18 protein-coding genes are annotated in these 18,607 nt (G+C 58.4%); 8 read left to right on the top strand and 10 right to left on the bottom strand.

Features of this window, described 5'->3' with window-relative positions:
- Window positions 1–8 precede the first annotated feature (8 nt).
- Genes ACXAH8_RS17055 through ACXAH8_RS17035 form a run of 5 tightly spaced genes read left to right on the top strand, consistent with a single transcriptional unit; the run spans window position 9 to window position 4,662 of the window.
- Window positions 9–506, top strand: a complete 498-nt coding sequence (locus ACXAH8_RS17055) for a flagellar basal body-associated FliL family protein (RefSeq protein WP_170473252.1) — start codon at window positions 9–11, stop codon at window positions 504–506.
- Between the two features lie 9 nt (window positions 507–515).
- Window positions 516–1,019: a DUF6468 domain-containing protein gene (locus tag ACXAH8_RS17050; protein WP_170640534.1), complete on the top strand. Its 504-nt coding sequence runs from the start codon at window positions 516–518 to the stop codon at window positions 1,017–1,019.
- Window positions 1,016–1,600: a MotE family protein gene (locus tag ACXAH8_RS17045; protein ID WP_475219966.1), complete on the top strand. Its 585-nt coding sequence runs from the start codon at window positions 1,016–1,018 to the stop codon at window positions 1,598–1,600. Before ACXAH8_RS17050 ends, ACXAH8_RS17045 begins: the two co-directional genes overlap by 4 nt.
- A gap of 45 nt (window positions 1,601–1,645) precedes the next feature.
- On the top strand, window positions 1,646–2,515 hold the full coding sequence (gene motA / locus ACXAH8_RS17040; protein ID WP_475219965.1) for a flagellar motor stator protein MotA: 870 nt from the start codon (window positions 1,646–1,648) through the stop codon (window positions 2,513–2,515).
- Complete coding sequence (locus ACXAH8_RS17035) at window positions 2,512–4,662, top strand: hypothetical protein (RefSeq protein ID WP_475219964.1); 2,151 nt, start codon at window positions 2,512–2,514, stop codon at window positions 4,660–4,662. The genes motA and ACXAH8_RS17035 overlap by 4 nt, the downstream gene beginning before the upstream one ends.
- A gap of 196 nt (window positions 4,663–4,858) precedes the next feature.
- On the opposite strand, the gene betB is transcribed toward ACXAH8_RS17035, so the two are convergent.
- Complete coding sequence (betB, locus tag ACXAH8_RS17030; protein WP_475219963.1) at window positions 4,859–6,313, bottom strand: betaine-aldehyde dehydrogenase; 1,455 nt, start codon at window positions 6,311–6,313, stop codon at window positions 4,859–4,861.
- Window positions 6,314–6,477: 164 nt separating this feature from the next.
- On the opposite strand from betB, the gene ACXAH8_RS17025 reads away from it, so the two are divergent.
- Window positions 6,478–6,807 carry a hypothetical protein gene (locus ACXAH8_RS17025; RefSeq protein ID WP_170555375.1) on the top strand — a complete coding sequence of 110 codons (330 nt, stop codon included), beginning with the start codon at window positions 6,478–6,480 and terminating at the stop codon, window positions 6,805–6,807.
- A gap of 103 nt (window positions 6,808–6,910) precedes the next feature.
- On the opposite strand, the gene ACXAH8_RS17020 is transcribed toward ACXAH8_RS17025, so the two are convergent.
- Both ACXAH8_RS17020 and trhO read right to left on the bottom strand, forming a co-directional pair.
- Window positions 6,911–7,411: an ion channel gene (locus ACXAH8_RS17020; protein ID WP_475219962.1), complete on the bottom strand. Its 501-nt coding sequence runs from the start codon at window positions 7,409–7,411 to the stop codon at window positions 6,911–6,913.
- A gap of 64 nt (window positions 7,412–7,475) precedes the next feature.
- Window positions 7,476–8,381 (bottom strand): oxygen-dependent tRNA uridine(34) hydroxylase TrhO, encoded by a 906-nt coding sequence (trhO, locus tag ACXAH8_RS17015; RefSeq protein WP_475219961.1) that lies wholly within the window; start codon window positions 8,379–8,381, stop codon window positions 7,476–7,478.
- A 94-nt stretch (window positions 8,382–8,475) separates the two neighbouring features.
- On the opposite strand from trhO, the gene pncA reads away from it, so the two are divergent.
- The gene (pncA, locus tag ACXAH8_RS17010) at window positions 8,476–9,072 is read left to right on the top strand and encodes a bifunctional nicotinamidase/pyrazinamidase (RefSeq protein WP_475219960.1); all 597 of its coding nucleotides are present in this window, start codon (window positions 8,476–8,478) and stop codon (window positions 9,070–9,072) included.
- Here the strand turns inward: pncA and ACXAH8_RS17005 are convergent.
- On the bottom strand, window positions 9,069–9,437 hold the full coding sequence (locus ACXAH8_RS17005; protein ID WP_475219959.1) for a hypothetical protein: 369 nt from the start codon (window positions 9,435–9,437) through the stop codon (window positions 9,069–9,071). The genes pncA and ACXAH8_RS17005 overlap by 4 nt on opposite strands.
- A gap of 294 nt (window positions 9,438–9,731) precedes the next feature.
- Between ACXAH8_RS17005 and pncB the strand changes: the two genes are divergently transcribed.
- Entirely contained in the window at window positions 9,732–11,024 is a 1,293-nt protein-coding gene (gene pncB / locus ACXAH8_RS17000) for a nicotinate phosphoribosyltransferase (protein WP_475219958.1), read from the top strand.
- On the opposite strand, the gene ACXAH8_RS16995 is transcribed toward pncB, so the two are convergent.
- The 6 genes from ACXAH8_RS16995 to ACXAH8_RS16970 form a co-directional block, all read right to left on the bottom strand.
- On the bottom strand, window positions 11,021–12,472 hold the full coding sequence (locus tag ACXAH8_RS16995; RefSeq protein ID WP_475219957.1) for an aldehyde dehydrogenase family protein: 1,452 nt from the start codon (window positions 12,470–12,472) through the stop codon (window positions 11,021–11,023). The two genes, pncB and ACXAH8_RS16995, sit on opposite strands and share 4 nt — an antisense overlap.
- Window positions 12,473–12,509: 37 nt before the next feature.
- Window positions 12,510–14,108, bottom strand: coding sequence for an ABC transporter ATP-binding protein (locus ACXAH8_RS16990; protein WP_475219956.1), 1,599 nt, complete (start codon window positions 14,106–14,108; stop codon window positions 12,510–12,512).
- Window positions 14,105–14,920 (bottom strand): ABC transporter permease, encoded by an 816-nt coding sequence (locus ACXAH8_RS16985; protein WP_475219955.1) that lies wholly within the window; start codon window positions 14,918–14,920, stop codon window positions 14,105–14,107. Before ACXAH8_RS16985 ends, ACXAH8_RS16990 begins: the two co-directional genes overlap by 4 nt.
- Window positions 14,917–15,864, bottom strand: a complete 948-nt coding sequence (locus ACXAH8_RS16980; RefSeq protein WP_475219954.1) for an ABC transporter permease — start codon at window positions 15,862–15,864, stop codon at window positions 14,917–14,919. The genes ACXAH8_RS16985 and ACXAH8_RS16980 overlap by 4 nt, the downstream gene beginning before the upstream one ends.
- A gap of 40 nt (window positions 15,865–15,904) precedes the next feature.
- A complete protein-coding gene (locus ACXAH8_RS16975; RefSeq protein WP_475219953.1) occupies window positions 15,905–16,969 on the bottom strand; it encodes a ligand-gated ion channel in 1,065 nt (354 codons plus the stop codon).
- Window positions 16,970–17,036: 67 nt separating this feature from the next.
- Window positions 17,037–18,524: an ABC transporter substrate-binding protein gene (locus ACXAH8_RS16970; protein ID WP_475219952.1), complete on the bottom strand. Its 1,488-nt coding sequence runs from the start codon at window positions 18,522–18,524 to the stop codon at window positions 17,037–17,039.
- Between the last annotated feature and the right edge of the window lie 83 nt (window positions 18,525–18,607).

Genomic DNA, 18,607 nt, shown 5'->3' with positions numbered 1-18,607 from the left:
AGGACGTCATGACTGACGCTACAGCAGAAGAGGCAGAAGCCCCTAAGAAATCAGGGAAAATGGGTCTGATCGTCGGGGTGATTCTGGCGCTCGTCGGGGCGGGCGGCGGCTACTATGCGACCACGTCCGGGCTGTTGCCCTTTGGGGCAAAACCCGAAAAGGCGGAATCGATGGATGCTGAAAAAGACAAACCGGCCAAGGCCCTGCCGGATGTGGGATTCGTCGATCTCCCGCCCGTGATTCTGTCGGTGAACGCGGGTGAGTCACGGCATCTGAAATTCCACGCGCAGCTCGAAGTTAACTCGGCCTACATCAGTGATGTGGAAAAAATGCAACCGCGAATCATGGATGTGCTGAACGGATATCTTCGCGCGCTGGAGGTTTCGGATCTCGAGGACTCATTAGCGCTGGTACGTATCCGGGGGCATCTGCTGCGGCGCATTGAAATCGTCGTCGGAGAAGGTCGTGTGCGCGACGTTCTGGTGATGGAATTTGTTCTGAATTAGGAGGCGAAATTGGAGCTTATTGCAGATATTTTGCTGGTCGCGGGCGCGCTGGGCGCCGGTCTGTATTGCTTTGTTCTGTCACGCCGCCTGAAACGGTTTACGGATCTGGAGCAAGGTGTGGGCGGGGCCGTCGCGGTGCTGTCCACCCAGGCGGAAGAGTTGAAAAAGTCGCTGGACAGCGCGCGGGCTGCCTCGGACCAGTCCGGGAATGAGCTGAAAGAGCTGACGGAACGCGCGCAATCGGTTGCGCAGCGACTCGAACTGATGATGGCCTCAATGCATGACGTCATCCCCGAAGAAAAGGCCGCGCCTGAACCGCCCGCGCCGGAAGTATCATCAGAGCCGGATGAAGAGGCTGAGGGTGCAGCCGAGCCAGAGGAGGCATCTGACACTCAGGATTCGGATGCAGACGACACGTCCTCCGAGGAGAATGGGTCCGAGCAACCAGCCAAAGCACCGGAAGGTTTGATGTTCTTCCGGCACAAACAGCAGATTGCGGAGGCTGCGGAATGAAACGCTCTGGCACGCGAAAAGGCAGGGCGCGACCCCGTGGCGGCGTGTTGGCGGTGATTGCTCTGCTGATGATCGGTTCCGCCGCGATTCGCCTTGGGCTGGAAGCCGGGCCCGCATTGGCCAAAACCGTCGAGCCGACAAAGGCCGAAGAGCCGCCGATGTCAAAACCCTCGCCGGATCTGCAGGTTCTATTGACCGAACTTCTGCGCCGCGAAAAACGTCTGAAACAGCGGGAAGACGCCTTGGAAGAAAAGGAAAAGGCGCTTGAAATCGCCCACGAGGCCATCGAAACGCGCTTGGCCACACTACAACAGGCTGAGGAAGACCTGCGGGAAACACTGGCACTGGCGAACAAGGCCGCTGAAACGGATCTGACCCGGCTGACGGACGTCTACCAAAACATGAAAGCCAAAGATGCCGCCGCCTTGTTCGAGACGATGGATCCCAGCTTTGCGGCCGGTTTCCTATCCCGCATGCCCGCCGATGCCGCAGCGGGCGTGCTGGCCGGTCTAAGCCCTGAAGCCGCCTATACGATCAGTGTCGTCATGGCAGGTCGAAATGCCAATGCGCCACAGGAGTAATCGCATGCTTATCAAGGCTATTTGGATACTTGTCGGAGATCGCAAATGATTGGAATTGTTGGAATTGTTGTCATCTTTGTGATGGTGTTCGGCGGCTATCTGGCTGCGGGCGGCAAGATGACGATTATCATGAAATCCCTGCCGTTTGAGATGATGATGATCGGCGGCGCCGCTGTTGGTGCCTTTTTGATCAGCAACGATATGGGCGGGATCAAACATACGATCAAAGACATGGGCAAGGTCTTCAAGGGGGCAAAATGGAAACCCGAAGACTACCGTGACCTTCTGTGCCTTCTATTCTCTTTGATCCGCATCGCACGCGCAAACCCGGTCGAGGTTGAACAGCACATTGAAGACCCCGTGAACTCGAGTCTGTTTTCCGTCTACCCGAAAATCCAGTCCGACAAGGAAGCCGTGGACCTGATCTGCGACACGATGCGCTCGGCTGCGCTGAACTATGATGACCCCCATCAGGTCGAAGAAGTTCTGGATAAGCGGATGGAGGCCAATTTTCATCACGCTATGCATTCCAGCCATGCGCTGCAAACCGTCGCCGACGGCTTGCCCGCCCTCGGGATTGTCGCCGCCGTTCTGGGCGTGATCAAAACGATGGGGTCAATCGACCAGCCGCCTGAGGTTCTGGGCAAGCTGATCGGGGGAGCTCTGGTCGGGACATTCCTGGGGGTATTTCTGGCTTATGGCCTAGTGGGTCCCTTTGCAGGCAAACTGAAAACCGTCGTGGAAGAAGACAATCACTTCTACCAGTTGATCAAAGAGGTTTTGGTCGCCAACCTGCACAACCACAATGCCGCCATGTGCATCGAAGTCGGCCGCCAGAACACACCAACCCACAACCGGCCCGGTTTCTCGGAACTTGAGGATGCTCTCAAGGAACTCAAACAGGCGGCGGCATGAAAGGCCTAGCTCTCTTCACGTCGATCCTGATCGCAGTGGCAACATCGGCCACTGCTGAAACGCTGGTTGTCCGGTCAGGAGAACATGACAGCCATACCCGCCTCGTCATAAAGGTTCCGCTGGGCACCGGATGGGTTCTTGCGCGCCGAAAAAACGGGGCGCGGCTGACCGTTTTAATCGACGACGTCCTGTTTCAAACAGAAGGCGTGTTCGGGCGACTGACATCAAATCGCTTGTCAGCCCTATCACAATCGGAACCAGGTGCCGCACTTGATTTGGAATTTGGCTGCGACTGCGTGGCTACGGCCTTTCTGTTTCAACAGTCAATGATCGTTGTGGACATTTCGCAGGGTACTTTGCCTCCGCCTTTGACGGCCAATATCCCTCTGCCACCGTCCCTGCCGCCGTTGGAAGTAGAAGACCCGCCTGAACCCTTGGCTTTGCCGCTTTTGACGCTGAACCAACAGGGATTCAAAGATCAACTCTCAGCCAGGCTACTGCAAGGTGCGGACCGAGAGGTTCTCGACTTGGACCTAGCTGCTATTGGACCTCGCACGTCCACACCTCCGAACGACACGGACATGCTGCCGAATTTTGCAGCGAACATGAACGTCTCAACGATTGTGGACGAGTTGGAAGGTCTTCTTGGCCCCGATATCCCCCAAATAGAAAAACGTCCTGCCTGTATCAGCAGCGCTCGGTTAGGGTTCGACACATGGACCGACGCTCGCCCATTTGACGAACAGATCGCTGACCTGCGTTCTGGCCTGTTTCAGGAATTCGATCGCGTGGACACCGACCAGGCCTTCAAGCTGGCGAAACTCTACACTTTTTTCGGGTTCGGGGCAGAAGCTGTCTCCACGCTTGCTCTGGTTAAAGACCACTCCGAAGAGAAAAGCTGGGTTCAAGCCATAGCCGGGTTTGTGGATCACCGTGAGTCTTCAGAAGAAAACCCTTTTCGGGGTCTTCAGCGTTGCAGTAGTGATGCAGCTTTCTGGTCACTGCTCAGCGAGCAGACTTTGAGTCCAGATGCCGATCTGGACGCGATAGAGCAGTCTTTCTCCAGCCTTCCCAGACATTTGCGCCGCAGTTTGGGCCCAAGACTGTCATCGATTCTGGTCGAAGCCGATAAGTTGGAGGCGGCGCGGCGGGTGATGCGTTCCGTTGATCGCGTTGAAACGGAGGAACAGCCCAGCGTTGCCAAAGCTCAGATCGCTCAGGCCGAGGGTGACGCTGAGATGGCCGACGCCATCTTGGAAGAGGTCATTTCTGCGCCAGAAACCGCAACTGACGCCCCTCTGGCCTTGGCGCGATTGGTCGAAAAACGTTGGGCAGAGCGAGGGGCCGTATCCCCGCGGGACGTTACCCTTGCCGCAGCTTACGCGTTGGAGTTCCGTGGATCTGAAACCGGATCAATGATGCAGCACGCACATATTGTCGCGTTGAGTTTGAACACTGAATTCGATGCAGCCTACGATCTGATCCAAGGCCTGCCCGAGGGTGTTGATCGGGCGGATGTCCTAAACCGCCACATACATCTGCTGGAAGAACGATCAAACGATGTAACCTTTCTGAAACAGGTGCTGTCCATGTCCGAGAGCGACTCGACGGCTTTGACCACGCAAGCCGCTATTGCAGTGTCAGACCGTTTGGGCGCTTTGGGATTTGCGGCTCAAAGCTCTGCCTTTGCAAATCGGACGCATGACACGACGGACCGATCCCAGCGCGCCCGTTTGCGCGCGCGCGCGGCACTGTTGGACGAAAAACCGCACAAAGCGATGCTCGAACTGTCCGAAGATGCATCAAAGGCTGCCGATACCCTGCGCGCGCAGGCACTGGCGGCAACCGGCGATCTGGTAGCAACGGCGGACCTGTACCGAAACCTCGGCGAAACCGAGGTTGCGAACCGGTATTTCTGGTTGGCTGGATTGTCCGAAAACATTGAACCTAAAGGGCGGTTCGCGGACCTGGCCGAGATTTCGGACAAGCTTGCCTTACCGCCTCGTCGCCTTCTTGAGGCGCCATTAGCCGATGCCAATAGCCTTCTGACCGATAGCGAGGAGACCCGAGCGCGTATTGCCGACCTGTTCGCTCTTCTCCCCGATCCAGAAATCGCTTTCGATGAAGAAGCAGATCCCAACCAATGATACCAGCCGTTTAGGGCCTGATCCAAACCGCTACCCGTTCTACTAGCGTGGTCTACCTTCGCGCTGTACTGAACAAATACCACGCTCAACACTCTGACGGGGCTTCGTATGCTCTTATGATCGTGTAACGGTCACAAAAGAAAAGCGCTCTGCCCCTCAAGTAGTGCGAAGGACAGAGCGCCAACAAGACGGTTGATTAGTACGGCGCCTCGACGTCATTCATCGAGACGTAGACGGTTTTCATCTCGCTGAAGTGGTTGATGGCGAGCTTCGAGTTCTCGCGCCCGACACCCGACATCTTGGAGCCGCCGAACGGCGCCTCAACCGGGGCGAGGTTGTAGGTGTTGATATAGCATGTCCCGGCCTCGAACCCGGCGACGATGCGATGGGCGCGGGTCAGGTCGTTGGTGAACACCCCAGCCGCGAGACCGAATTCAGTGTCATTGGCGCGGGCCAAGACGTCTTCTTCGGTGTCGAAATCCAGAACGGACATGACCGGGCCAAAGATCTCTTCGCGGGCGATGGTCATTTCGTCGGTGACATCGGCGAACACAGTGGGTTGCATGTAGAACCCCTCGCCCTCGATCCGTTCTCCTCCATAAACCAGACGCGCGCCTTCGGCCTTGCCTTTTTCCACATAGCCCAGCGCGATGTTCATCTGATTTTCGCTGACCATGGGGCCAAAGTTGACCTCTTCATCCAGCGGATCGCCAATCTTGGCGGTTGCCAGACGTTCGGCCAAGCGGGTCAGAAACGCCTCTTTGATCCCTTTCTGGACGAATACGCGGGTGCCGTTGGAACAAACCTGACCCGAGGAATAGAAATTGCCCAGAATCGCGCCCGAGACCGCGTTCTCGATATCGGCGTCATCAAACACGATCATGGGGGATTTGCCGCCCAGCTCCATTGTCACGTGCTTCATGCCATCGGCGGCCGCGGCATAGACCTTGCGGCCCGTCGGCACCGAGCCGGTCAACGACACTTTGGCAACGCGCGCATCGGTCACCAGCGATGCGCCTACATCGCCATAGCCCTGAATCACGTTGTAGATGCCCTTGGGTGCTCCTGCTTCGATCAGGATCTCAGCGACTTTCAACGCGGAGAGCGGGGTCGTCTCGGACGGTTTGAACACCATCGTATTGCCGCAGGCCAACGCCGGCGCGCCCTTCCAGCAGGCGATCTGGGTGGGGTAGTTCCACGCGCCGATCCCGACGCAAACGCCCAGCGCCTCGCGGATGGTGTAGACGAAATCGCCACCGCCTAGAGGGATGTGTTCACCGGTCAGGGATGCGGCCAGCCCTCCGAAATACTCCAGCGCATCCGCGCCCGAGGTCGCGTCGGCCACCAGCGTCTCTTGCAGGGGTTTGCCGGTGTCATGTGTTTCCAGAACCGAGAGGTCGTGATTGCGGTCGCGCATGATGTCTGCGGCGCGGCGCAGAACGCGGCCTCTTTCGGTGCCCGACATGGCCGCCCATTCCGCTTGCGCCGCCTTTGCACTGTTCAGAGCCTGATCAACGATCTCGGGCGTGGCTGAATACAGCCGGGCAATGACCTCACCCGTTGCGGGGTAGATCACATCAATCGGCGCGCCGTTGGTGTCTTCGACATATGCGCCATTGATGAAATGGCTCGCCTTGGGCTGAAATTTCATGCCGGGTTCCTTTTCCGAAGCAATTTCCCAAGCGTGTATCTTTTGTTGATTGGTCAGTCAATGAAACTGAATCACGGCAAACTCCCGCTGATGTGAATCGCCGTGCCCTTGAAAAAAACAGTTAATGTTCTATTTATGTTCCACATAGTCAGAGGAACATTCCGATGTCTTATCACGCCCGAAATCAGGCCCTGAACGGCCCTTCGAACGACTACCACCTGCTGCCCGTGACTGACCGGCAGATGCGCTATGCCCGCGCCATCGCCGAGCAGACCGCACTGGAAATCCCGGTTGAGGCGCAGCGGGACCGCAAGTCCATGTCGGCTTGGATATCAGCCCACAAGCCCGAGGATCCATCGCCCTTTGCCAACTACCCGACCGGCAAACAGGTCGCCTTTGCTGAACGGATATCGCGCAGCAAACGTCGCCCGATCCCGTCCGAGTGCTTTCGCGACAAGCAGTTGATGTCGCGTTGGATCGACCAGAATAAATAGAGCCAAGATCGTTTTGCGGTTGATTTGAATCGCAATGCGCTGCCTCTCCCGGCGGTCGAATGCGCATTTCGATGGCTATGCCTTAGGTAAAACGCAAAACGATTTAATGCGCGTGGTTTCGCGAATAGAGCGACACGGCTGCCGCAACGAACATGCCCAAGAGAATATAGCCTGTTACGGCCTCGGACACGGCCAAGCCGCGGCAAAGGCCTGTGGGGCTCATGTCGCCATACCCAACCGTCGTGAAGGTGACATATGAGAAATACAGGATATCGGCAGGGCCTTCCGCCCCGAGAACGCAATTGTCGTTGTAGCCAAAGGCCCCATAGACGGCAGCAAACAGGAACGGCACGACCTGAATGAAAGAAACACCCATCAGGAACAACAACCTGCGCGGCGATTTCACCTGGGTCATGTAGTACCACGACTGCGACACCAACCAGATCAGCAACGCGACCGAGGCAATGGTGCCGATCGTGTCCCCAGCGGTGGTCTCACTCAACTGCGACAGGCCGAACCATGCCAGGAAACTGGCCAGCACCAACCCAGCAGCGGCTAGAAAGGTCGATTTCCATTCCGCCAGAGTTGTCGGTTTGCGGGTCATTGAAACTCCATCACAGCAATCCGGCAACAATCATCGGGATTCCCCGCCGACCTGCAAGCGGAATTCAGACGCTGCCCAGATGTTCATCGCCACGCGCGCGGGCCAGGAGGATCTGTTTCTGCCGCTCGCGGAACCGCATCTTGTCGGCCTCCGACGTCTCATCCACGCAAAGATGGCAAGACACGCCATGTTCATATTCCGGGCGCTTCACATCTTCGGGCAGGATCGGGCGGCGGCAACCGTGGCACAAGTTATGCGGCCCCTCGACCAGACCGTGGCCAACCGACACACGATTGTCGAAGACGAAACACTCGCCCTGCCAGGTGCTGTCCCCAGCGGGCATTTCTTCGAGATAGCGTAGGATGCCACCTTTAAGGTGATAGACATCCTCGACCCCCTGCCCCAGCAGAAAATTGGTGGATTTCTCGCAGCGGATACCACCAGTGCAGAACATCGCGACACGCTTATTGTGGAATCGGTCCTTGTTCTGCTCCCACCAGTCGGGAAATTCGCGGAAGCTGGCAGTTTCAGGGTCTATTGCGCCCTCAAACGTGCCAATCGCCACCTCATAGTCGTTGCGCGTGTCGATCACGACCACATCGTCCGAGCGGATCAGATCGTTCCATTCCTCGGGTTCAACATAATTGCCAACGCGGGCACGCGGATCGACATCCGGCTGGCCCATGGTCACGATCTCTTTCTTCAGACGCACCTTCATCTTGCCAAAAGGCGGATGGTCGGCAGTGGCCTCTTTCCACTCCAGATCGGAACAGCCCGGTAGGGCCTTTATATGCGTCAGAACGGCGTCGATCCCGGAACGCGGGCCAGCAATCGTACCGTTGATCCCCTCTTGCGCCAGCAACAGGGTGCCTTTGACCGAATGCGCGCGGCACAGGTCCAGGAGCGGCGCGCGCAGGGCGGCGTGATCAGCGAAACGGGTGAAGTGGTAGAGGGCAGCGATCGTGTACATGCGCGCGGTCTAAACCTGACAGCGCAGAGTCGCAAGGGATCGGATTGACGCGTCCTGCACTGCGCCGTACCGATAGACCAAAGGAGAGATTGCCATGACTCATGCCCTGCTTGTCATCGACGTCCAGAACGATTTCTGCCCCGGCGGCGCGCTGGCCGTGGCCGGAGGGGACGAGATCGTTGCCCCGATCAACGCCATGATGGACAGGTTCGACGCCGTCATCCTGACGCAGGACTGGCACCCGGCGGGGCATTCTTCATTCGCCAGTTCGCATCCGGGCAGGGCCCCCTTTGAAATGACTGAGATGCCCTATGGCCCGCAGGTTCTGTGGCCCGACCATTGCGTGCAGGGCACTGATGGCGCGGGTTTTCACCCGGATTTGCGCACGGATGGAGACCTGATCATCCGCAAAGGGTTCCGCAGCGCCATAGACAGCTATTCGGCGTTTTTCGAGAATGATCAGGCGACGCCGACGGGGTTGAAAGGGTACCTGGACACACGCGGCATTTCGCAATTGACCCTCGTGGGGCTCGCGACCGATTTCTGTGTGCACTATTCAGCCGTTGATGCCGCGAAGCTGGGCTTCGACGTCACCGTTGTGCAAAGCGCCTGCCGTGCGATTGACATGAATGGCTCGTGGGCTGCGGCGCAACAAGCCATGCAGGCCGCTGGGGTTACTCTGGCCGACTAAGGCGCTGCACCCGTTTCTGCGAGATACTTAAACACCGCGAACAGAATCACCGCAACTCCAAGACCAATACCAATCCGCCCCTTTGCCGTCCTGCGTTTGGGCATGTCAGGCTGCGGTGCCGGAGGGCGCTGAATGGGTATAACCCGGACAAGCCCATCAACTGCCTCGGCGCGGCGAATGTGGCCGAGGAATTGCCGCAAATCGAACTCACCGCAGTATTCCCCCCGCAATCCGCGAGTTTTGATGTTGTCGAACAGAGTGCGCAATATCCGGGTTCGGTCGGGCAGGTCTTCGGTTGGAAACTTGTCCGGTACGATGCCACTGACATGGGAGTCGAGATCAAACCCCGCGTCTAGGAACATCATGCGGATTCCCGGGGAAGCCCCTCGCAACGCGTCGGAGGTCTTCACATCTCTGAACCGCGCACAGACCTGAGCCGGAACATCCCCCTCGGCCGGTCTTTCAACCAAATCAAAATCGTACAACATACTCATTAACAACCATCAGTTTTGTCTTTCCATCCCACCCCATCACTAATCGGCGAAAACACCGGACAATAAGCCCGCATTGTGACGTCAAACGGGCATTGTCACCGAATCAGCGACTCTTGCCATTCGCCGTGCTGATTGATCTAACAACGGAAATTGCAGGAGTTCCCCATGGTCGACATCGCGACCCGTGTCTACAATCACAAATGGAAGATCGACCCGATTGTGCGGTCTTTGATCGACACGGATTTCTACAAACTGCTGATGTGCCAGTCAGTGTTTCGCAACAAGCCCCAAACAGATGTCGCGTTTTCCCTGATCAACCGCTCGAATCACGTGCCGCTGGCCCGTTTGATTGACGAAGGTGAGCTGCGGGAACAGCTGGATCATATCCGTTCGCTCAGCCTCAGCCGCGGCGAAAGCACGTGGCTGCGGGGCAATATGTTCTACGGCAAACGGCAAATGTTCCGCTCGGATTTCATGGAATGGTTCGAGAATATGCGCCTGCCGCCCTACCATCTGGAGCGTAAAGGCGACCAATACGAACTGACCTTCGAGGGCAAATGGCATGAGGTCATGCTGTGGGAAATCCCTGCTTTGGCCGTGCTGATGGAACTGCGATCCCGCGCCGTTCTGAACCACATGCGCCGGTTCGAGCTTCAGGTGCTCTATGCCCGTGCGATGACGCGTGTGTGGGAAAAGATCGAACAGCTGGGTTCTATCGACGGGCTTGGGATCGCGGATTTCGGCACGCGGCGGCGGCATTCCTTCCTGTGGCAAGATTGGTGCGTTCAGGCCATGATCGAGGGGCTGGGCGAGTCGTTCACCGGTACCTCAAACTGCATGATCGCCATGCGGCGTGAGGTTGAAGCTATCGGCACCAACGCGCATGAGCTGCCCATGGTCTATTCTGCCCTCGCAGATACGGATGAGGCGCTGGCGCAAGCCCCTTACGACGTTCTCAGCGACTGGCATGACGAACATGAGGGCAATCTGCGCATCATCCTGCCCGACACCTATGGCACCAAAGGGTTTCTCGATCACGCCCCCGACTGGCTGGCTGGGTGGACGGGCATCCGCATCGACAGCGGCGATCCCGCAGCTGGTGCCGAGGTTGCGATCGACTGGTGGACGTCACGTGGCGAGGACCCAAAGCAGAAACGGATCATATTCTCGGACGGTTTGGACGTCGACAAGATCAAAGAGCTGCACAGTCAGTTCGCAGGGCGCAGCAATATCTCCTTTGGCTGGGGCACCCTGCTGACCAACGACTTCCGCGGCCTTGTTCCAGATGACGCGCTGGCGCCGTTCTCGCTGGTGTGCAAGGCGGTGTCTGCCAATGGGCGCCCGACGGTCAAACTGTCGGACAACCCGGAAAAGGCCATGGGACCTGCTGACGAAATCGAGCGCTACAAGCGCGTGTTCGGCGTTGGTGCGCAGAAACCTATCGAGGTGATCGTCTAGCCGTGCAAGGCGGCCACCGTCTTGAGTTGCGAAAAACCATAGAGCGCCTCGAACCCTTTTTCGCGACCGTGGCCGGATTTCCCGACCCCTCCGAACGGTAGCTCTACGCCTCCGCCTGCGCCGTAATTGTTGATGAACACCTGCCCCGAACGCAGGCGCTTGGCCAATCGCATCTGCCGCGCCCCGTCGCGTGTCCAGATGCTGGCGACCAAACCGTAGTCTGTGCTGTTAGCTATGGTTAGAGCCTGTTCTTCGGTCTCAAACGGGATCAAGACCTGCACTGGGCCAAAGATCTCCTCCCGGGCCAGAGCGTGATCGGCGGGAACGTCGGCAAACAGCGTAGGGCGTACATAGGCCCCCGCTTCTGGTGCCTCAGGAACGATCTGCCCCTGCCCGGCAATCGCCAAATCTGCGCCTTTGGACAAGAACCCTGAAACAATTGCCTTCTGCCGATCCGATATCAGCGGCCCTACGCGCAGATCATCCAACGCGGGCCCAACGGTCAGTTGCGCGTAGGCCTCGGCCATCCGCTCCTTGACCTGTTCATACAAACCGCGCTGCACCAGAATGCGCGACGAGGCCGAGCAGGTTTGTCCCGCGTTCTGAATGCCCGCATTGACCAGAAACGGTAGGGCAGCTTCTAAATCGGCGTCATCGAAAACCAGTTGCGGAGACTTCCCGCCCAGCTCCAGCGTCACTGGAACCACATTTTTCCCGGCCGCCTGCTGCACCAAGGCCCCCGTCGCGACCGACCCGGTGAACGAGATATGGTCAACGCCCGCGTGCCCGGACAGCGCCGCGCCAGCCTCAGCCCCCAGACCGGGAACGACATTCAGCGCTCCGGCGGGCAAACCGGCCTCAACCGCCAGATGGGCGAAGGCGAGGGCGGTCAAGCAGGCCTCTTCGGCGGGTTTCAAAACGCATGCATTGCCCATGGCCAGCGCCGCCCCGACCGAGCGTCCAATGATCTGCATCGGGTAATTCCACGGCACGATATGCCCCGTGACGCCATGCGGCTCGCGCAGGGTGTAGACGGTGTATCCGTCGAGATAGGGAATGGTTTCACCCATCACCTTATCCGCTGCACCTCCATAGAATTCGCAATACCGCGCCAAAGCGATGGCATCGGCGCGGGCCTGGGTCAGCGGTTTGCCGACATCCATGGCCTCAAGCCGGGCGAGGTCGTCGACCCGGTCCAGAACCAATTGCCCCAGTCTGCTCAGGATGCGCCCCCTTTCGAACGCGGGGATCCCGCCCCAGTCCCCGTTCAACGCAGATCGCGCGGCAGCAACGCCCGCGTCGATATCGGCCTGTTGACCACGTGCAATCTGGCAGAGTTCCGACCCGTCCGAAGGGTTCACAAGCGGCAAGTATTCCCCCGCAGCCGTCGTTTTCCATTCCCCGCCGATCAGGCATTGGCTGGGGTCGAACCAAATAGGGTTGGTCATTGGGAACTCCTGTATTTAGGCTCTAAAAAAGCGAAAATCATGCTATTTTGCGCCCAATTTCAGGCAGCTGCGGCGCGGCAGAGATCAGCTTGCGGGTATAGGGATGGCGGGGATTGGCAAAGACATCCTCGGTCTCGCCCTGTTCAACGATTTTCCCGGCCTGCATCACCATCACCCGATCCGTTACCGTGCGCACGACGCTCAGATCGTGGCTGATGAACAGGTAGGTCAGATCATAGGCCGCGCACAGTTCCGCCAGAAGATCGAGGATCTGCGCCCTGACCGACACATCGAGGGCCGAGACTGCCTCGTCAAACAGGATCAGTTCTGGGCGGATGATCAACGCGCGGGCAATGGCGATACGCTGCCGCTGCCCACCCGAGAATTCGTGGATGTATTTCTCGGCATCATCCGGGCTGAGGCCGACAGCGCGCAGCATTTCGGCGATCCTGTCCTGACGCTCGGACCCAGTCGGAGGGGCTTCCAGCAGGTGAAACGGCTCTGTGATCAACCGCGCGACGCGGTGGCGCGGGTTGAAGCTGCCATAAGGGTCCTGAAACACGACCTGCATCTTGCGGCGCACGTCGAGATTTGACTTGTGGCCCGAGAAAACGGGCGCGCCGTCCAGCCGGATATCGCCCGATTGGACCTCCTCCAGCCCCAAAATAGCCCGTGTTAGGGTCGATTTTCCACAACCTGACTCTCCGACCAAACCCAGACGCTCCCCGCGGTTGAGGGTAAAGCTGACTGTGTCCACCGCCCGCATATGGGCGGGCTTTGTGAATAGTCCCGTGCGCGGCAGGCGATAGTCACGGACCACGTTGGTGACCTCAAGCAAGGGCTTTTGCTCCTGAGTTTCGGGCAGAGCAACTTGATGGTTTGAGGCGTCAAAGAGCATCCGCGTATAGGGGTGCTGCATGTTTTGAAGCAGATGGTCGGTTGCGCCGCTTTCGACAACTTCGCCCCGGCGCATGACCACGATCTGATCCGCCATATCGGCCACCACGGCCAGATCATGAGTGATCATCAGAAGCCCCATGTCATATTCGCGTACAAGCCCCTTCAGTAGGTCCAGTATTTGGGCCTGAGTGGTTACGTCCAGGGCTGTCGTGGGCTCATCCGCGATCAGCAACCTGGGCCTGAGTGCAATCGCCATCGCGATGACCACACGCTGACGCTGGCCACCCGAGAGCTCATGCGGGTAGCGGGACAGAGGGAAACGGTTAGGAGGCAGGCCAACACGGCTGAGAACCTCTTGCGCGCGGGCCTCAGCTTGCGCGCGGGGCATCGCTTTGTGGATCAGGATGGTCTCCATCACCTGATCACCGATGGTTTTGACCGGGTTCAGAGCGGCCATCGGTTCCTGAAACACCATTCCGATCGACGCGCCGCGAAGGGCGCACATTTCAGTCTCAGGCAGGTTTAGAATCTCTTGCCCGTCCAGATGTATCGACCCGTCGGTGCTCGCGCCGTCTGGCATCAGTTGCATGATGGCCAGCGCAGTCATGGACTTGCCCGAGCCGCTCTCTCCCGTGACCGCCACGATCTGACCGGGCGCAATTGACAGACTGACTTGCTTCAGAATCTCAGCTTCATGAATGGCCAGAGACAGGTTTTCGATCCGCAACAGGTTCATGCCCGCGCCACCCGAATGCGAGGGTCCAGCCAGTCGCGCAGACCGTCACCCAGCAAGTTCAGACCCAGCACCGTCACAATGATTGCCAGACCCGGAATTAGAGCCAAATGCGGGGCAATACTGACCATTGTCTGCGCATCGGCCAGCATCCGACCCCAGCTTGGCGTGGGTGGTTGCGCGCCGAGACCGACGTAACTCAGCCCCGCCTCGGCTAGAATTCCCAGCGAAAACTGGATGGTTCCCTGCACGATCAGCAGGTTGGCGACATTGGGCAGGATATGTTCTGCAGAAATCCGAGCCGCGCCTTTACCGGAAACGCGGGCAGCTAAGATGAACTCCCGTTCCCAAAGCGACAACGCGGCCCCTCGCGTGATGCGCGCAAAGACGGGGATGTTGAAGATGCCAATAGCGATGATCGCGTTGATCGCTCCGGCTCCAAAAACGGCGGTGATTAGGATGGCGATGACCAGAGAGGGGAAGGCGAATACCAGATCGTTGCCGCGCATGATTACTTCATCCAGCCAAGACCCCTTGCGCGCAGCCGCCGTCAGGCCCAGGGGCACGCCCAACGCCACACCGATCCCCACCGCCACCAACGCAACGGCGATGGACGTGCGCGCGCCGACCATGATCATCGAGAACATGTCGCGCCCGAAGTGATCGGTGCCGAACCAATGCTGCGCGTTGGGCGGTTGCAGTTTCGCGGGAATGTCCAGAGCAGCGTGGTCATAGGGCGTCCAGACAAAAGACACCAATGCTGCCAGCAGAACCAATGACGACAGCGACGCCCCAAGGATCAGGTTGCGGCTCATGTCCGGCTCCTCAGCCGTGGGTCCACGGCGGCATAAGCCAGATCGACCAGAAAGTTCACGGTGATGACGGCGAAGACCAGAAGCATCACCACGGATTCCACCACGATCAGATCACGGGCCGAGATCGCCTGAAACACCAACCGCCCGAGGCCGGGCAGGTAGAAAACCTGTTCGATGATGATCGACCCGGCCAGCAGGAAGGAAAATTGCAGCCCGATGATCGTTAGCACCGGGATCAGTGCATTGCGCACTCCGTGTCTCCACAGTGCCTGACGGCGGGAAAGCCCCTTGGCACGGGCTGTGCGCATGAAATCCTCACCAAGTATGTCGAGCAGCGACGACCGCATCACACGCGCCAGAATGGCCGCTTGCGGCAGCGCCAAGGCGATGGCGGGGAGGGTCAGGGAATGCAGCCCGGTCCAGAACCCTTTGTCCCAACCGGCGAACCCTCCGGCGTTGAACCAGCGCAGGTTGATGGCGAAGATCAGGACCAGCATCATCGCGAACCAGAAGTTCGGCACGGCAATACCCAATTGCGTGGCCCCCATGACTGTCAAATCCCCCGGCTTGCCACGACGGGCGGCAGCGTAGATGCCCGTTGGAAAGGCAATCAGGGTAGACAGGGTCAGCGCACAAAGCGCCAGCGGCAAGGATACCCATAGCCGATCCGCGATCATCTGCAAGACCGGCGTGCGATAGGTGTAAGAAGTGCCAAAATCGCCGGTCAGCATCCCTCCGACCCAGTTAAAGTACCGATCGAGTTTGGACATATCCAACCCCAACTCGGCCCGCAGCGCGGCCAGCGTATCGGGCTGCGCATTGACGCCCAGCATGAATGAGGCCGGATCGCCTGGCGCGATCTCGATCACAGCGAAGATCACCACCGAGGCAACCGCCAGGCTGATCACCAGCGAAATCATACGTTTGAGGGCATAGCGAAGCATCAGCGCCACGTTAGGGTCACAATCGGGACGGGTCCAGCACCTAAGGCACAAGCAGGTAGGCAAATACCGCGTAGCCGACAATTGCCGCATAGCCCAGCGGGTAGATCCACTTGATCGCGTAGTTGTCCAGCTTTCTGGCCGCCGACTCCCGCCCTGCGACCTTCAGCTTGCGCAAGGCGACGTTGAATACGATCAGCGCGCCGGTCATCAGGAACATGCATTGAAGCACAAAATCCAGAAAAGTCAGATAGCCGAGTTTCGGCAAATCCGCCGAAATCGCCCAGTTGAAGGCCACAAAAACCAACAGGTTCCCGCCTGCGATCTCGATCCGCCTGCGATACTCGTCGAGGAAAAACAACGCCCAGCCGACCGTGACCAGCACCAGCATCGGCAGGAACACCCGGATAACGTAGTAAGTCAGGTGCCGCTTGCCTTCGAAAATCAGCGCCACCTGATCGCTTTCTCGGCCTGACAATCCGATGACTCGCGAAACCTCAAGCCGGTCATTGTCCAAAATCCACTCCTCCTCACCAAGCAGATTGCCGAGGCCCGAGAACTCATCCAGCGGATAATAGGACACGTATTCGGACGGAAAAATCGAGACGACGTCGAAATGGAACTCCTGCGTGTCGAACGGGTATTTTCGGAAGTTGAAATGCGGTGCCTGGAGGGTCAGCGAAGACTTCTCGACATAGACAACCCGCCCATCATAGCGCAAAGAGGCCGCAGATTCGTGGATCCATTTGTTGGATTGTTGGTTGTGTATGACAAAGGCTGGTAGAACTGCACCGATCTGCGCGGCATGATCAGCCAGCGCCGATGGATTGAACACCCGAATGTCACGTCTCGCAACGTCACGGTCGAAGGCCAGCGCGGGATCGATCCACTCAACCCGCAGAACCACAACTGCGCCGTAGTTTTCAGCCTTTTGGTCGACACTTGTGATCTGGTCGATCTTGATGCCGACCCCGACCTCCAGAGGGTTCTCAGGTGTTCCGGCCAGGGCGTCAAGTCGACCCCCCAATGCATTCTGAGCCCCAGCGTTTTCAACCGGAGCGGTGGTTAGAAAAACAGTTAATGCAAAAAGGCAAACGATACGGAACATTGTCATCACGGCGTCTACTCGGAAACGGCAATATTCCGGGGCCGCAGAAACTGGCCCCGGGTTTAATTCACTCGGCCCAGCTTATCGCGGTCAGATCAATGGCGGCTGTTGGCGCATTCTGCCAAAGCCCCTGAACGCCTCCTTTCGCCACACCGAGCTTGGCCAATTGGAACAGGTAGCCGTTGACGTAGTCGCTGGAGATCAGCCGCTGTGCCTCACCCATCAGGCGGGTGCGCTCATCCGGGTCGGTTGTGGTGTTCAGCAAATCCATCAGCGCCTGAAAATCCGAGCTTTCATACTGGAAATAGTAATCGGGCCGGGCGTAGATGCCGATATCCATCGGCTCGGTATGGCTGACGATAGTCAGACCGAAATCCTTGCCTTTGAAGACCGATTCCAACCACTGCGCCCATTCGACATTGATGATCTCGGCCGTGATCCCGACCTCGGCCAATTGAGCCGCGATGATCTCTCCACCTCGGCGCGCATAGGACGGGGGCGGCAGATGCAGGGTGGTTTCGAACCCGTCTGCCAGACCGGCCTCGGCCAGCAGGGATTTGGCTTTTTCCGGATCATAGGCGGATTTCCCGGTCAGATCGACATAGGCCGGGTGATGCGGTGCGAAATGGGTGCCGATAGGGGTGCCATAGCCGAACATGGCTCCGTCAATGATGGCCTGACGGTCGATCGCGTGGGCCAGCGCCTGCCGAACGAGGATATCGTCAAAGGGCGCCTGCTTGTTGTTCGTGGACAGGATCGTCTCCCCCTCGGTGGAGCCGACAAGCACCTGAAAGCGTGGATCGGCCTCGAACTGAGGCAGGTTCTCGGGCGCGGGGAAATTGTCGAACACATCCACATCCTCGGCCATCATGGCGGCAAAAGCGGCCGTCGGATCCGAGATGAACTTGAACGTAGCCGTCTCTAACGCAGGCTGATCGCCCCAATAATCGGGATTGCGGTTCAGCGTAATGCTGTCGCCCTGCACCCATTCGCCAAATGTGAAAGCCCCGGTTCCGACCGGGTTGGTCTTGATGTCGTCGATGCTGTCTGAGGCCACGATCACGGCGTCGCCCCAGGCCAAGTTGAACAGGAAGTTCCCGTTTGGCTCGGACAGGGTCACCTTGACGGTCGTCGGGTCCACTGCTTCGACGCTTTCGATGCCGGCGAACAGCGCCTTTTGCGCATTCGCACTGTCCTCGACCATAGCTCGATCCAGGCTGAACTTGACGTCATCGGCATCCATCTTGGTGCCATCATGGAAGGTCACGCTATCACGCAGCTTGAAGGTGTAGACAGTGCCGTCGTCTGAGATTTCCCAGCTTTCAGCCAGCCCCGGCACGACCGAGCCATCCCCCATGAAACGGGTCAGACCTTCGAAAATATTGGTGTAAACAACCGAATCAATGGCCTGCGCGGCGGCACTGGTCGGGTCCAGATGCGGTGGCTCCAGTTGCATGGCGATGGTGATGTCGGATTTCGCCAATGCCTGCGTCGCCAGCACACTGGCGCTTAGCGCCAAGACCGATCCGAAGGTTCGAAACATCTGCTTTGTCATGAAAATCTCTCCCCGTTGATGTCAACGTAGCCGCGTGTTTTCGGGCCTTTCGGAGGCCAGTGTTCCCTTAAACCTAGGGTCAT

It is taken from the genome of Ruegeria sp. ABV3_008 (assembly GCF_056161185.1).
The sequence above is the reverse complement of the archived record's forward strand: the minus strand, read 5'-3'. Positions and strand labels throughout refer to the sequence as shown.

Bases quoted from the DNA above. Each gene is read 5' to 3' on its own strand.
- ACXAH8_RS17055 (WP_170473252.1), top strand. From the start codon at position 9: ATGACTGACGCTACAGCAGAAGAGGCAGAAGCCCCTAAGAAATCAGGG.
- ACXAH8_RS17045 (WP_475219966.1), top strand. From the start codon at position 1,016: ATGAAACGCTCTGGCACGCGAAAAGGCAGGGCGCGACCCCGTGGCGGC.
- motA (WP_475219965.1), top strand. From the start codon at position 1,646: ATGATTGGAATTGTTGGAATTGTTGTCATCTTTGTGATGGTGTTCGGC.
- ACXAH8_RS17035 (WP_475219964.1), top strand. From the start codon at position 2,512: ATGAAAGGCCTAGCTCTCTTCACGTCGATCCTGATCGCAGTGGCAACA.
- betB (WP_475219963.1), bottom strand. From the start codon at position 6,313: ATGAAATTTCAGCCCAAGGCGAGCCATTTCATCAATGGCGCATATGTC.
- ACXAH8_RS17025 (WP_170555375.1), top strand. From the start codon at position 6,478: ATGTCTTATCACGCCCGAAATCAGGCCCTGAACGGCCCTTCGAACGAC.
- ACXAH8_RS17020 (WP_475219962.1), bottom strand. From the start codon at position 7,411: ATGACCCGCAAACCGACAACTCTGGCGGAATGGAAATCGACCTTTCTA.
- trhO (WP_475219961.1), bottom strand. From the start codon at position 8,381: ATGTACACGATCGCTGCCCTCTACCACTTCACCCGTTTCGCTGATCAC.
- pncA (WP_475219960.1), top strand. From the start codon at position 8,476: ATGACTCATGCCCTGCTTGTCATCGACGTCCAGAACGATTTCTGCCCC.
- ACXAH8_RS17005 (WP_475219959.1), bottom strand. From the start codon at position 9,437: ATGATGTTCCTAGACGCGGGGTTTGATCTCGACTCCCATGTCAGTGGC.
- pncB (WP_475219958.1), top strand. From the start codon at position 9,732: ATGGTCGACATCGCGACCCGTGTCTACAATCACAAATGGAAGATCGAC.
- ACXAH8_RS16995 (WP_475219957.1), bottom strand. From the start codon at position 12,472: ATGACCAACCCTATTTGGTTCGACCCCAGCCAATGCCTGATCGGCGGG.
- ACXAH8_RS16990 (WP_475219956.1), bottom strand. From the start codon at position 14,108: ATGAACCTGTTGCGGATCGAAAACCTGTCTCTGGCCATTCATGAAGCT.
- ACXAH8_RS16985 (WP_475219955.1), bottom strand. From the start codon at position 14,920: ATGAGCCGCAACCTGATCCTTGGGGCGTCGCTGTCGTCATTGGTTCTG.
- ACXAH8_RS16980 (WP_475219954.1), bottom strand. From the start codon at position 15,864: ATGCTTCGCTATGCCCTCAAACGTATGATTTCGCTGGTGATCAGCCTG.
- ACXAH8_RS16975 (WP_475219953.1), bottom strand. From the start codon at position 16,969: ATGTTCCGTATCGTTTGCCTTTTTGCATTAACTGTTTTTCTAACCACC.
- ACXAH8_RS16970 (WP_475219952.1), bottom strand. From the start codon at position 18,524: ATGACAAAGCAGATGTTTCGAACCTTCGGATCGGTCTTGGCGCTAAGC.